9 protein-coding genes are annotated in these 14,190 nt (G+C 69.2%); 4 read left to right on the top strand and 5 right to left on the bottom strand.

Features of this window, described 5'->3' with window-relative positions; genetic code table 11:
• Positions 1 to 48 precede the first annotated feature (48 nt).
• Together ABNX41_RS15545 and ABNX41_RS15540 are read right to left on the bottom strand one after the other, a co-directional pair.
• Entirely contained in the window at positions 49 to 1,941 is a 1,893-nt protein-coding gene (locus ABNX41_RS15545) for a propionyl-CoA synthetase (RefSeq protein ID WP_438670645.1), read from the bottom strand.
• Positions 1,942 to 2,170: 229 nt separating this feature from the next.
• Entirely contained in the window at positions 2,171 to 4,459 is a 2,289-nt protein-coding gene (locus tag ABNX41_RS15540) for an NADP-dependent malic enzyme (RefSeq protein ID WP_438670644.1), read from the bottom strand.
• Positions 4,460 to 4,689: 230 nt separating this feature from the next.
• Here ABNX41_RS15540 and ABNX41_RS15535 point away from each other — a divergent pair, with 230 nt between their 5' ends.
• Positions 4,690 to 5,295, top strand: a complete 606-nt coding sequence (locus ABNX41_RS15535; RefSeq protein ID WP_438670643.1) for a 50S ribosomal protein L25/general stress protein Ctc — start codon at positions 4,690 to 4,692, stop codon at positions 5,293 to 5,295.
• Positions 5,296 to 5,425: 130 nt separating this feature from the next.
• Here ABNX41_RS15535 and hmuQ read toward each other — a convergent pair whose 3' ends face one another.
• Entirely contained in the window at positions 5,426 to 5,746 is a 321-nt protein-coding gene (hmuQ, locus tag ABNX41_RS15530; protein ID WP_438670642.1) for a heme-degrading protein HmuQ, read from the bottom strand.
• A 240-nt stretch (positions 5,747 to 5,986) separates the two neighbouring features.
• Positions 5,987 to 6,685, bottom strand: coding sequence for an FkbM family methyltransferase (locus ABNX41_RS15525; RefSeq protein WP_438670641.1), 699 nt, complete (start codon positions 6,683 to 6,685; stop codon positions 5,987 to 5,989).
• A gap of 123 nt (positions 6,686 to 6,808) precedes the next feature.
• Here ABNX41_RS15525 and pth point away from each other — a divergent pair, with 123 nt between their 5' ends.
• Complete coding sequence (gene pth / locus ABNX41_RS15520; protein WP_438670640.1) at positions 6,809 to 7,549, top strand: aminoacyl-tRNA hydrolase; 741 nt, start codon at positions 6,809 to 6,811, stop codon at positions 7,547 to 7,549.
• Positions 7,550 to 7,809: 260 nt separating this feature from the next.
• On the opposite strand, the gene hrpB is transcribed toward pth, so the two are convergent.
• The gene (gene hrpB / locus ABNX41_RS15515; protein ID WP_438670639.1) at positions 7,810 to 10,236 is read right to left on the bottom strand and encodes an ATP-dependent helicase HrpB; all 2,427 of its coding nucleotides are present in this window, start codon (positions 10,234 to 10,236) and stop codon (positions 7,810 to 7,812) included.
• 302 nt (positions 10,237 to 10,538) lie between these two features.
• Between hrpB and rnr the strand changes: the two genes are divergently transcribed.
• Positions 10,539 to 12,806 carry a ribonuclease R gene (gene rnr / locus ABNX41_RS15510; protein WP_438670638.1) on the top strand — a complete coding sequence of 756 codons (2,268 nt, stop codon included), beginning with the start codon at positions 10,539 to 10,541 and terminating at the stop codon, positions 12,804 to 12,806.
• On the top strand, positions 12,803 to 14,065 hold the full coding sequence (locus ABNX41_RS15505; RefSeq protein WP_438670637.1) for a lytic murein transglycosylase: 1,263 nt from the start codon (positions 12,803 to 12,805) through the stop codon (positions 14,063 to 14,065). Before rnr ends, ABNX41_RS15505 begins: the two co-directional genes overlap by 4 nt.
• Positions 14,066 to 14,190 lie beyond the last annotated feature (125 nt).

Below are 14,190 nucleotides of genomic sequence, written 5' to 3'. Positions count from 1 at the left end.
TGCGCAGTTTCAGCCCTCCGTCCCGGGCCCTCGGTCCCCGCCCGCCCCTCAGCCCCTGGCGAGGCCGAGGGTTCGCAGCGCCGCCGCGATCTCGTCGAGGATCGCCGGATCGTCGATGGTCGCGGGCATCTTCCAGGGCTGGCTGTCGGCGATCTTGACCATGGTCGCGCGCAGGATCTTGCCCGAGCGGGTCTTGGGCAGACGCTCGACCACCACGGCGCGTTTGAAATCCGCCACAGGGCCGATCTTTTCGCGCATCAAGGCGACGCATTCCCCGACTACCTCGGCATGGGGCCGCGCGGTGCCCTTGTTGAGGCACAGGAAGCCAAGGGGCGATTGGCCCTTCAGATCATCCGCCACCCCGATCACCGCGCATTCCGCCACCTCGGGATGCGAGGCGAGGACCTCTTCCATCGCGCCGGTCGACAGCCGGTGGCCCGCGACGTTGATCACATCATCGGTGCGCGCCATGATGTAGAGATAGCCGTCCTCGTCGACGTAGCCCGCATCGCCGGTCTCGTAATAGCCGGGGAAATGGCTCAGATAGCTTTTCAGGAACCGCTCTTCCGCGTTCCAAAGCGTGGGCAGCGTGCCGGGGGGCAGCGGCAGCTTGACCGCGATGGCGCCAAGCGTGCCCGGCGCGACCGGATGGCCGCCTTCGTCCAGCACCTGCACGTCATAGCCCGGCATCGGCACCGAGGGGCTGCCGGGCTTCACCGGAAGCTGCTCGATCCCCATCGGATCGGCGGCGATGGCCCAGCCGGTCTCGGTCTGCCACCAGTGGTCGATCACCGGCACCTTCAGATGGCGCTGCGCCCAGGCGATTGTGTCGGGGTCGGCGCGCTCGCCGGCCAGGAAGCAGTATTTCAGATGCTTCATGTTGTATTCGTTGACGAATGCGCCCTCGGGATCCTCGCGCTTGATGGCGCGCAGCGCGGTGGGGGCGGTGAAGAAGCTTTTCACCTTGTTTTCCGAGATCACCCGCCAGAAGGTGCCCGCATCGGGCGTGCCGACGGGCTTGCCCTCGAAAACCACGGTGGTGCAGCCCTTCAGCAGCGGCGCATAGCAGATATAGCTGTGGCCGACGACCCAGCCCACGTCCGAGGCGGCCCAGAACACCTCGCCCGGTTCCATGTCGTAGATCGCTTTCATGGTCCAGTGCAGCGCGACCAGATGGCCGCCGGTCGGGCGCACCACGCCCTTGGGCGCGCCGGTCGTGCCCGAGGTATAAAGGATATAGGCCGGGTGGTTGCCCGCGACCGGGACGCATTCGGCGGGTTCGACGCCGTATTGGAAGGTGTGCCAGGCGACGTCGCGCCCCTCGATCAGCTTGGCGACCTCTTGCTCGCGCTGGAAGATCACGCAGAAATCGGGCTTGTGCGCGGCCTGTTCGATGGCCGAATCCAGAAGCGGCTTGTAATGCACGATGCGCGAGGGCTCGATCCCGCAGGAGGCGGCGATGATCGCCTTCGGCTTGCAATCGTCGATGCGGACGGCCAGTTCGTTGGCGGCGAAACCGCCGAAGACCACCGAATGGATCGCGCCCAGCCGGGCGCAGGCCAGCATGGCCTCCAGCGCCTCGGGGATCATCGGCATGTAGATGATGATGCGGTCGCCCTTTTCCACGCCCTTGGCGCGCAGGGCGCCGGCCAGGCTCGCGACGCGGGCCTGCAACTCCTTATAGGTGATGCCCTTCTTCAGATGGGTCACCGGGCTGTCGTGGATGATGGCAAGCTGGTTGCCGCGTCCTGCCTCGACATGGCGGTCCACCGCGTTCCAGCAGGTGTTGACCAGCCCGTCGGTGAACCATTCGTAAAGGGGGGCGCGGCTGGAATCGAGGGCGCGGCCCGGCGGCTTCACCCAGTCGATGCCCTGAGCGGCCTCCATCCAGAACGCCTCGGGGTCGGCCTGCCACCGGCCATAGATCTCCGCATATCCCATCCCGTCTGTCTCCTCCAAGACCTTGCCATTTGTTAGGACGGCAAAGGAGGGTGCGCAACTTTCTTGCCGCAGGGCGGGGCTGTTCGGCGGGGATTATTTGCACAAATTCGCGAAATCGGCTTGCAAAACTATGCAAAGCGGGTTCCGGGGTAAAATCTGGCGCTAACTCGGCGGAACTTTGCAAACTTCGGGCCGGATCCGGCCCGAAGAGGCGCGCGTAGGCTGATTCTCAGCCGTAGCTTGCAACCGGAGTGCCCGCGATCGCCGACATGTTCAGCAGCCCGCGGGCCGAGATCGCCGGGGTCACCACATGGGCCTTGTTGCCCATGCCGATCAGGATCGGCCCGACCTCAAGCCCGCCCGCCTTCATCTTGAGGATGTTCCTGACCCCCGAGGCGGTGTCGGCCGAGGCGAAGACCAGCACGTTCGCCGCGCCCTCCAGCCGCCCGCCGGGCAGGTGGCGGTCGCGCAGCGACTGGTCCAGCGCGGAATCGACGTTCATCTCGCCCTCATAGGCGAAATCGGGCTGGCGGGCGTCCAGGAGTTCCAGCGCCGCCCGCATCCTCTGGCCGGTCGAGACCTCCATATTGCCGAACTGGCTTTGCGAGCACAGCGCGATCTTCGGCTCCAGCCCGAAGCGGCGGACATGGCGCGCGGCCCCCAGCACGGTCTGGGTGATCTCTTCCGGCGTCGGCTCGGCATGGACATGGGTGTCGGCGATGAAGAGGGGGCCGTCCTCCAGGATCAACAGCGACAGCGCGCCCACCGGATGCAGGCCGCCCCGGGCGAGGATCTGGCGGATGTAGTTCAGATGCCAATGATATTGCCCGAAAGTGCCGCAGATCAGGCTGTCGGCCTCGGCGCGATGGACCATGACGGCGGCGATGGCGGTCGAGTTCGTGCGCATGATCGCCCGCGCGATGTCGGGCGAGACGCCGCGCCGCGCCATCAACTCGGCATAGGTGCCCCAATAGTCGCGGTAGCGGTGGTCGTTCTGCGGGTTCACGATCTCGAAATCGCGGTCGGGGCGGATCGACAGGCCCGCGCGCTCGGCCCGGGCGGCGATCACTTCGGGGCGGCCGATCAGGATCGGCACGTCGGTGGTCTCTTCCAGCATGGCATTGGCGGCGCGCAGCACGCGCTCGTCCTCGCCCTCGGCGAAGACGATGCGGCGCGAGGCGCGGGCGGCGGCCTCGAAGACCGGGCGCATGATCATCGCCGATTTGAACACCGAGCCGTCAAGCCGCTCCTTGTAGGCCTCAAGGTCGTCGAGCGGGCGGCTGGCGACGCCGGTGCGCATCGCCGCCCCGGCCACCGCGCTGGCCACTACGCCCATCAGGCGGGGGTCGAAGGGCTTGGGGATCAGGTAATCGGCGCCGAAGGTCATCTGCTCGCCCTTGTAGGCGGCGGCCTCGGCCGAGGTGGTGGCGCGCGCCAGCGCCGCGATCCCCTCGATGCAGGCGATCTCCATTTCCTTGTTGATCGTGGTCGCCCCCACGTCCAGCGCGCCCCGGAAGATGAAGGGGAAGCACAGCACGTTGTTGACCTGGTTGGGGAAATCCGACCGCCCTGTCGCGATGATCGCATCGGGCGAGACCGAGCGCACCTCGTCGGGCAGGATCTCGGGCGTGGGATTGGCCAGCGCGAAGATGATCGGACGGGGCGTCATCTTCGCCACCATCGCGGGCGTCAGCACGCCCGGGCCGGAAAGGCCGAGGAAGAGGTCCGCGCCCTCGATCACATCCTCCAGCGTGGCTGGGGTGCTGCCCTGCGCGAAGGCTTCTTTCTGCGGCGTCATCTGACTGGCGCGGCCCTTGTAGACCAGCCCCTCCAGGTCGCACAGCCAGACATTCTCGCGCCGCACGCCCAGTTTCACCAGCATCTCCAGGCAGGCGATCCCCGCCGCGCCCCCGCCGGTCGAGACCACCTTGACGCTGTCGAAGCTTTTCCCCGCGACGATCAGCGCATTGGTGGCCGCCGCGCCGACCACGATGGCGGTGCCGTGCTGGTCGTCGTGGAAGACCGGAATCTTCATCCGCTCGCGGCAGAGTTGTTCAACGATGAAACAATCCGGCGCCTTGATGTCTTCCAGGTTGATGGCGCCGAAGGTCGGCTCCAGCGCGCAGACGATATCGGCCAGCCGCTCGGGGTCGGCCTCGTTCACCTCGATGTCGAAACAGTCGATATTGGCGAATTTCTTGAACAGGACAGCCTTGCCCTCCATCACTGGCTTCGAGGCCAGCGCGCCGATATTGCCCAGCCCCAGGACGGCGGTGCCGTTCGTGACCACCGCGACCAGATTGCCGCGCGCGGTGTAGCGGCTGGCGGTGGCCGGGTCGGCCTTGATCTCGAGGCAGGCCTCGGCCACGCCCGGCGAATAGGCCCGCGACAGGTCGCGCCCGTTGGCAAGCGGCTTGGTCGCCCGGATCTCAAGCTTTCCCGGCTTGGGAAACTCGTGATAGGCCAGCGCCGCCGCGCGTGCCGCCTGCGCGGCTTCGTCCTGCATACCCTTGCTCATCCCGCCCTCCTCCGAAGATGGTTCAGCCTTAAACCATCTTTTCGCGCTGTCCAATCCGGCTCTTGCCGCCAATTTGGCATGGCGGTGTTGCGATTTGCTGACGCGGGGCGGCAGGGATCCGGTTTTTCCGCGCCGCTTTCGCATTTGCATTCCCGCCCCGACCCGTCTATGAGGGCGCGCGCCGCCATGCACCCTTGGAGGATGGCGGCCTTAACGCATGGAGAGAACCAATGGCACGCGAGATCCCCGATCTTGAGGCCGTGGTGCGGACGGGGACAGGCAAGGGGGCCGCCCGTCAAGCCCGCAGAGAGGGCAACGTACCCGGTATCGTTTATGGCGACGGCAAGGAGCCGGTCGCGATCAACGTGAACTACAACTATCTTCTGAAGCGCCTGAAGGCCGGCCGCTTCCTGCAGACGCTCTTCAACCTCAAGGTCGAAGGCCAGCCGGATGTGCATGTGATCTGCCGCAACGTGCAGCGCAACATCGTCAAGGATCTTCCGACCCATGTCGATTTCATGCGCATTCACGACAATTCGCGCATCAATCTGTTCATCCACGTCGATTTCGTCAATGCGGACAAGGCCCCGGGCCTGAAGCGCGGCGGCACGCTGACGGTGGTCCGTCACGAGGTCGAGCTGGAAGTGCTGGCCTCGGACATCCCGGACCACATCACCGTGGATCTGGAAGGCAAGCAGATCGGCGACGTGATCCATATCAGCGACGTGACGCTGCCCAAGGGCGCGAAGCCCACGGTCGAGCGCAACTTCGCCATCGCCAATATCGCCGCGCCCTCGGGCCTTGCGGTCGCCGATGAGGCCGAAGCCGAGGCCTGAGCCCCGGCGCGCTGCGGCGCAGCCTTTTGAGGATCCAGACGGGGGGCCATCGGTCCCCCGTCTGCTTTTCGGGCGGGTGATTCCCTTGCCGCCCGGGCCCTGTGGTGGGGGCAGGAAAGGCAAGAGCGCCTCAGGCGGTGATCTTCAGGCTTTGCACCGATTCGAAGATTTCAAGCTGCGGCGGTCCGGCCAGCACTTCCTTCATCGAGGCGCCGCCCTTGTGGGAGTCGCGGAAGGCCTCGGATTTCGTCCAGTTGCGGAACGAGGCCTCGTCCTGCCACATCGCATGCGAGGCATAAAGCTGAAGCCCGTCCACCACCGGCCCCTTGAACAGGTCGAAGCTGACGAAACCGGGCATCTTGAGCAGATGGCTGTCGCGGTCCTTCCAGACCGCCTCGAAAGCGGCCTCCTGGCCGGGTTTCACCTTGAAACGGTTCATGGTCAGATACATCGGTGGTCCCTCCTGATCGGAAAATGCGGGCGGTTCTGGCTGGCTTGGACCGTGCCCCGGCGCCGAAGGGGCGCGGGGGCGGGGTCTGGCTTGGGCCGAGGCTCGGGCAACCGGCGGCGAAGGTCAAGGCGCCCGCCCCGTGACGGATCGCCCCGTGGCTGCTGGATCTGCGGCCGCCCGTCCTGCGGCTTCCCCGCACGGCGGTCGAAAGGTCAGGCGGGCGGCGGCCGAGCGGGGCGGTCAGAGGGGCGGCGCGATCCGCTCCCACACCACCGTCGCGCCGCGCGAGCCCTCGGGCGTATAGGCGAAACCGGCGGCGGAAAATGCGTCGAAAAGCTGCCTCACGCCCTCGCCACCATAGATCCGGGGGTGGATTTCCGCCACGATCACCCGCAGCGCGCGGGCTTCGGGCGTGGCCAGCGCGGCGGCGGTCAGCACGTCGATCTCAGCCCCCTCGATATCGCATGACAGCACGGTCGGGCGATGCCAGGCCAGAAGCGCCGCCAGATCCAGCACGGGGACCGCGACCACCCGCCCGGGCAGCGCCTCGCCATCCTCGCGCCGGAGCGCCGAGGCCCAGAAGGCGGGCCGTTGCAGGAAATCGACCGTCGCCCCGTCGCCCGCCGTCACCGCGCCATGTCGCAGCGCCGCCGCGCCATATCCGTTGCGCGCCAGGTTCGCGCGCGCCAGTTCCAGCGTTTCCGGCCCGGCCTCGACCCCCGCCACTGCCGCCGCGCCGATCTCGCGCGCGGCCAGGGCGCAGAGATAGCCAAGCCCGGCCCCCAGGTCTAGGAACCGGTCGCCCGCGCGCAGATGGCGCAGGATGGCATCGGCTTCGGTGTTCTCGTAGCGGCCCGAGGCAAGCGCCCGCTCCAGCCCGCCGCGCAAAGCCGCATCGGGAAGCTCAAGCACCAGGCCGCGCAATTCGAATCTGGCCATGATCTCTCCGATGGTCCGGTCTGTCGGGGGCCGGGCGGTTGAGCGCGCGGCCCCCCGAGGCTATAGGGGGCGGGGCGGCGGGCGCAAGCCGGGCGCGGCAACCCGGAAGGGAAGGGGGCGGCAATGAAGCTATTCGTGGGCCTTGGCAATCCGGGCGCGAAATATGCGGCCAACCGGCACAATATCGGCTTCATGGCGCTGGACCGCATCGCCGCGGACCACGGTTTTTCGCCCTGGCGGCGCGGCTTTCAGGGTCAGGTCAGCGAGGGGCGGCTCGGCCCGGGCAAGGTGATCCTTCTCAAGCCCGAGACTTTCATGAACCTCTCGGGCCAGTCGGTGCGGGCGGCGATGGATTTCTACAAGCTCGGCCCCGATGCGATCACGGTCTTTCACGACGAACTGGACCTGGCCCCCGGGAAATGCCGGGTGAAACAAGGCGGCGGCCATGCCGGGCACAACGGGCTGCGCTCGCTTCACGGCCATATCGGCGAGGCCTATGGCCGCGTGCGGCTGGGGATCGGCCATCCCGGCCACAAGGATGCGGTGGCGCATTACGTTCTGCATGATTTCGCCAAGGCGGATCAGGACTGGCTGGACGATCTGCTGCGCGGGATCTCGGACGGCGCGGCGGCGCTGGCCGAGGGCGATGCGGCGCGCTTCATGAATGCGGTTTCCCTGCGCGTGGCGCCGCCCCGGTCCTCGACCGGCGAGGGCGGCGGGGTGAAGGCCGGTGCGAAAGATTCCGGTGCGAGAAATCCCGAGACCGCGGCGCGGGCGGCACGGCAGGCCGATGCCCCCGCTGCGGAGCAGGCCGCGCCCGACCCCCGCAGCGCCATGCAACGCCTGATCGACAAGTTCCGCTAAGCCAACAGGGTGCGGAAAAGTCATGCAGCCACCTCGGCTTGCGCGGAGAATCGGCAAATCGGTCCGATTGCGGAAAAATATGCGCGGATTTAATATATTATATTGATAATAAATGAAAAATTTTACCGCAAGGCGGTCCAGAAACATTTTTTCGGTAGCCTGCCTGGGCGCATCGACCCGCGCCGAGCCGGTTGGCGCTTGCGCCAGAGGCGAGGACCCGGCGCGCGGCGGAACGCCGCTCCGCAGAACCGGGGGGGGCATCAGGTGCCGCGCGGCTTGGCGCGGAGCGTCGGTTCGGCCTCGGTCGGATCCTCGGGCCAGGGATGGCGCGGATACTGGCCGCGCATGTCCTTCCTGACATCGGCATAGGATCTGGCCCAGAACCCCGGCAGATCCAGCGTCACCTGCACCGGGCGCTGCGCGGGCGACAGCAGCGTCACTCGCAGCGGCAGCCGGTCCTGGCCGACCACCGGATGCCGGGTCACCCCGAACATTTCCTGCAACCGGACCGAGATCGCCGGATGTTCGCCCTCGTAGTCGATGGGCACCTGGCGGCCCAGGGGCGTGGTGAAATGGGCGGGCGCAAGCCGGTCGACCTCGGCCATCCTCTCCCAGCCGATCCGCGCGCGCAGGGGCTCGGCCAGGTCGAGGCGCCTGAGGTCCGCCACGTTTCGCGCACCGCCCAGGAAGGGCAGGATCCAGCCGCCATCGGCCAGAAGGTCCGCATCGCCGACCTCGGGCCAGTCCGGGCCGCGCGCCAGCGCGATCCGGGCGCGCAGCCGCGCGGCGGCGGGGCTCCAGTTCAGCCCGGTCTCGCGCAGGCCCTCGAAGGCCGCGCGCGCCAGCGCTTCGGGCGGGGCGTCGGGCCAGGGGCGCTCGTCGAGGACCAGCGCGCCGAGGGCTTCCTGCCGCAGGGCGCGGATCCGGCCCTCGCGGCTGTTCCATTCCACCACCTCACGCCAGCGGATCCGGGCGCCATGGACCTCGCGCAATTCGGCCTCGGCCAGGGCGGTCCCCTGCCGGACCCTGGCCTCGCGCGGATCGCCGTTCAGATCGGTCGCCACGATCAGCCGCGCGCGGCCGAGCGCGGTGCCCTCGGCCACCAGCGCGCCCTTGCCGCCCGAAAGCAGATAGCGCGGCGCCTCGCCCCGGCGGCGCAGCCCGATCCGGTCGGGATAGGCCAGCGCGGCCATCTGGCCAAGCGACAGGTTTTTCCGGCCCGGCCCCGCGGCGCGCGCCAGCCGCTTTGCCTCCTGCCGGATGCGCTCGATCGCGGGGCGGCTGGCCTCGGGCGGGGGCCGGTCGATCGCATTCAGCCGAAGCGCCAGATCGGGGCCCGCGCCGCGCAGGGGGTCGCGCTCTTCCAAGAGCGCGGCCAGGGGCGCGGCCGCGGGGCCCGCTAGTTCCAGCATATGCGCAAGGCGCGGATGCAGGGGTAGCGCGGCCAGCCTGCGGCCGTGCGCGGTGATCCGGCCCGCCTCGTCCAGCGCGCCGAGGCCGTGCAGCAGCCCCCGCGCCTCGGCCAGCGCGGCGGCGGGCGGGGGCGTCAGGAAGGGCAGGTCCGAGGCGCCCCAAAGCGCGAGTTCCAAAGCCAGCGGCGCCAGATCGGCGGCCTCGATCCCGGCGGGGGGAAAGGCGGCCAGCGCGCCTTCCTCTCCCCGGCTCCACAGCCGGTAGCAGATGCCCTCGGCCACCCGCCCGGCCCGGCCCCGGCGCTGCTCGGCCTCGGCCCGGCTGACCCGCTCGGTCACCAGCCGCGACATGCCCGAGGCCGGATCGAACCGCGCCCGCCGCGCCCGCCCGCCATCGACCACCACCCGGATGTCGGGCAGCGTCAGCGAGGTTTCGGCGATAGAAGTCGCCAGCACCAGCTTGCGCAGGGGCGCGGCCACCGGCGCCAGAGCCGCCCGCTGCGCCGCCAGATCCATCGCGCCGTAAAGCGGGCGGATCGCGAGGCGGTCCCCCTCGCCCGTCCCCAGCAGCGCCGCGACCCGGCGGATCTCGCCCTCGCCGGGCAGGAAGACCAGCATGCCGCCCTCGGTCTCCTCCAGCGCTTCGCGCACCAGCCCCGCCACCGCCGCCTCGAAGCGCAACGAGGCATCCACCGGGCGCGGCAGCCAGCGGGTCTCGACCGGAAAGGCCCGGCCCTCGGCCGTCACCATCGGCGCATCGTCCAGAAGCGTCGCGACCGGCGCGGCATCCAGCGTGGCCGACATGACAAGGATCGCCAGATCCGGCCGCAGCGCCGTCCGCACCTCGATCGCCAGCGCCAGCCCGAGATCGGCGTTGAGCGAGCGTTCGTGGAATTCGTCGAAGATCAGGCAGGAGATGCCGGTCAGTTCCGCGTCCGACTGGATCATGCGGGTAAGGATCCCCTCGGTCACCACCTCGATCCGGGTGGCGGGGGACAGCTTCGCCTCGCCCCGGATCCGGTAGCCCACGGTCTGGCCGACCGCCTCGCCCAGGGTCTCGGCCATGCGCTCGGCGGCGGCGCGGGCGGCCAGGCGGCGCGGCTCCAGCATCACGATCCGGCCGGGAAACAGCCCCGAGGCCAGCAGGTCAAGGGGCACCAGCGTGGTCTTGCCCGCGCCGGGGGGCGCCTGCAGCACCGCGCGCCCGGCAAGGTCAAGCGCGGCGCGCAATTCGGGCAGGACGGAGGAGACGGGCAGGGCGGCGGTGGCGGTCATGGCGCCTTATGGCCGATTGCGTGGCGTTCTGGCCAGTGCGAAGCGGGGGTGGCGCGGAAGTCCGGTCGGCGCGAAGGTTCCGCCGGTGGGAAGCCCGGCTCTGGGCGTTGCGACGGACTTGCCAGCGCGAAGCTCGGGCCAGTGCGCATCCTCTCGATGTCGGTTGCATGGGCCCGCCCGGGGCTTTGCCGAGCCCGCCCCGGATCCGCGCCCCCCACAAGGTATCCGAGCCCCGGCGGCAGGGCGCCGGGACGGCTATCGCGGCTTTCCGGGCAGGGCCGGGCGTGATAGATCATGGCGCCATGACAACCCCTCTCCCCACCGCCCTTCCCAGCCCCGGCCTTCCCAGCAAGGACCAGATCCGCGAATGGATCGCCGAGAACCCCGGCCTTGCCTCGAAACGCGATATCGCCAAGGCCTTCGGGTTGAAGGGCGATGCCCGCGCCGATTTGCGCCGCCTCCTGCGCGAGATGGAGGCCGAGGGCGATCTGGCAAAGGGCGCGCGGCGCGTCGCAGTCGCGGGGGAACTGCCGCCGGTCGCGCTGCTCAAGGTGCTGGCGCCCGATGCGGCGGGCGACAATTTCGCCGAAACCCTTGAGGCGGGCGTGGATCAGGGCGATGCGCGCATCCTGATCGTGGCGAAGAAAGGCGATCCGGCGCTTGGCGCGGGCGACCGCATCCTTGCCCGGCTGGCGAAGGTGGATCGCGACGACCATGAATGGGAGGCGCGGCTGATCCGCAAGATCGGCTCGAATCCGCTGCGCGTGCTGGGGGTGTTTCGCAAGGGGTCCGAGGGTGGGCGGATCGTCCCGGTCGACAAGGGCGAGGGCCGCGAATGGCGCGTCCGCGCCGAAGACGACATGGAGGCCCGCGATGGCGAGTTGGTCGAGGCCGAGGCCGCCGGCAACCGCCGCCTGGGCCTGCCGCAGGCGAAAGTGGTCGCGCGGCTGGGGGATCCGGCGGGGCCGCGCGCGGTCTCGCTGATCGCGATCCACCAGCACGGCATTCCCGACCGCTTCCCCGATCCCGTCCTGGCCGAGGCCGAGAACGCCCCCCCCTTCGCCATGGAACACCGCACCGACCTGCGCGACCTGGCCCTGGTCACCATCGACCCGTCGGATGCGCGCGACCGCGACGATGCCGTCCTTGCCATGGCCGATCCCGAGGCGGGCAATCCCGGCGGTCATGTGATCTGGGTCGCCATCGCCGATGTGGCGGGCTATGTGCGCCCGGGCTCGGCCTTGGACCGCGAGGCGCGGCGGCGCGGAAATTCCACCTATTTCCCCGACCGGGTGGTGCCGATGCTGCCCGATGTGCTGTCGGGCGACCTGTGCAGCCTGCATGAACATGTCGACCGGCCCTGCCTGGCGGTCAGGATGCGGATCGGCGCCGATGGCGCGCTGGTCAGCCACCGTTTCGTGCGGGGCGTCATGCGCTCGCGCGCCAGTCTCGAATACGGGCAGGTCCAGCGCGCGGTCGACGGCGATCCCGATCCGGTGACCGCGCCCCTGCTGGAGCCGGTGCTGCGCCCGCTTTACGCCGCCTATGAAAGCCTGCGCCGCGCCCGCGCCCTGCGCCAGCCGCTGGAGCTTGATCTGCCCGAGCGCCAGATCGTGCTTTCGGACGAGGGCAAGGTCCTTTCGGTCGATTTCAAGGAAAGGGTGGATGCCCACCGGCTGATCGAGGAATTCATGGTGCTGGCCAATGTGGCCGCCGCCGAGGAGCTTCAGCGCCTCAGGCAGCCGCTGCTCTACCGCGTGCATGAAGAGCCCAGCCCCGAGAAGCTCGATGCGCTGCGCGAGGTGGCCGAGGCCTCGGGCTTCACGCTGGCCAAGGGCCAGGTGCTGAAGACCGCGCATCTGAACAACCTCTTGCGCCAGGCCGAGGGCAGCGAATTCGACGAGCTGGTGAATATCTCGACCCTGCGCTCGATGACACAGGCCTATTACAACCCGCAGAATTTCGGCCATTTCGGGCTGGCTCTGCGCAATTACGCCCATTTCACCAGCCCGATCCGGCGTTATTCCGACCTGATCGTGCATCGCGCGCTGATCCGGAGCCACGGCTGGGGCGACGACGGGCTCTCCGCCGTCGACATCGAGGGACTTGAGGAAACCGCCAAGCTGATCTCGGACGCCGAGCGCCGCTCGATGGCGGCCGAGCGCGATACGGTGGACCGCTACCTTGCCGCCTGGCTTTCCGACCGGGTGGGGGCGGAATTCGGCGGCCGCGTCTCGGGCGTGCAAAGGTTCGGGCTCTTCGTCAAGCTGGACGAAAGCGGCGCCGACGGGCTGGTGCCGATCCGTTCGGTCGGGCGGGAATTCTTCCATTTCGATCCCGGCAGCCAGACCATCATGGGCGCCGATACCGGGCTGACCATCGGCGTCGGCCAGAGGGTGCGGGTCCGGCTGGCCGAGGCGGTGCCGGTGACCGGCGGGCTGATGCTGGAGCTGCTGGAGGTCGAGGATCGCGCCTTGCCCCCGGGCCGTGGTCCGAAGCGCGGCAAGGCGCCCCGTCGCCTGGCCGAGCGGGCGGCGCGCAAGCATAGGGTGGTGAGGCGGCGGAAATGACCCTGCGCCGGGCCCTGGCCGCTGTCCTTGCCACCACCCTTGTCGCCGCCACCGCCCCGGCGCGCGGCCAGCCCCTTGAGGGCGAGGAGGGAGAGGCCATGGCCGCCACGCCCGCTCAGGAAGAACCGGCTGACGGGGCCGGGTTCGGCGACTGGCTGGCGGCTTTCCGCCCCCGGGCCATCGCCGCCGGTCTGGATCCCGCCGGTCTCGACGCCGCCCTGCGCACGGCCGAATTCCTGCCCGATGTGGTGCGGCGCGACCGCAGCCAGAACGAATTCACCCGCACGATCTGGGATTACCTCGATATCGCGGTTTCCGAGGACCGGGTGGCGCTTGGCAAGGCGGCCTTGGCCGAACATGGCGCGCTGCTTTCGCGGATCGAGGCCGCCTACGGCGTCCGCAAGGAGGTCGTCGTGGCGGTCTGGGGGCTGGAAAGCGGCTATGGCGGCTGGCGCGGCGCGACCGATACGGTCTCGGCGCTGGCCACGCTGGCCCATGACGGGCGGCGCGGCGCCTTTTTCGAGGCGCAGTTGATCGAGGCGCTGCGTATCCTTGAAGGCGGCCATGTCGCGCGCGCGGCCATGGTGGGAAGCTGGGCGGGCGCCATGGGGCACACGCAGTTCATGCCGACAAGCTGGGCCGAATTCGCGGTGGATTTCGACGGCGACGATCGCCGCGACATCTGGAGCGACGATCCGGCGGATGCCCTGGCCTCGGCGGCGAATTACCTGGCGCATTGGGGCTGGGACGCCGCCTTGCCCTGGGGGCTTGAGGTGCGCCTGCCCGAGGGGTTCGACTACGACCAGACCTCCGAGCGGGTGGTGAAGCCCGTCGCCGACTGGCGCGCGATGGGGGTCCGCCCCATGGCCGGGGGCGCGCTGCCGGAGGGGGCCGAGGCTTCGGTCCTGCTTCCCGCCGGATCGACCGGACCGGCCTTTCTGATCTATCCGAATTTCCAGGTGATCGAGCGCTACAACCGCGCCGATGCCTATGTGATCGCCATCGGCCATCTGGCCGACCGGATCGCGGGCGGGCCGCCGATCCGGGCCGACTGGCCGCGCCAGTGGCGCGCGCTCTCGCTCGACGAGCGGAAGGAGTTGCAGCATCTGCTGACGGTCGCGGGCTTCGACGCCGGGGGCGTGGATGGCCGGATCGGCCCGAAGACCATCGCGGCGGTCAAGGCCTGGCAGAAGGCGCGGGGGCTGGTGCCGGACGGTTATGCCAGCCCGGATGTGCTTGACGCCCTGCGCGGGGGGTGAGGGGCGGCGCTTCCGGTCCTGCGATCCCGCGTCGGGACTTGCGGCGGCATGGCTTTCGTGTCCCGGCCTTTCATGCTTCTGCTTCTCCCGCGCCGGGCTTTCACGAGACTGTGAGATGCTGCGAG

The sequence above is a fragment of the Pseudogemmobacter sonorensis genome, from assembly GCF_042762395.1.
GTDB classification, from domain to species: Bacteria; Pseudomonadota; Alphaproteobacteria; order Rhodobacterales; family Rhodobacteraceae; genus Pseudogemmobacter; species Pseudogemmobacter sonorensis.
This window is presented reverse-complemented; position numbering and strand designations above follow the sequence as displayed.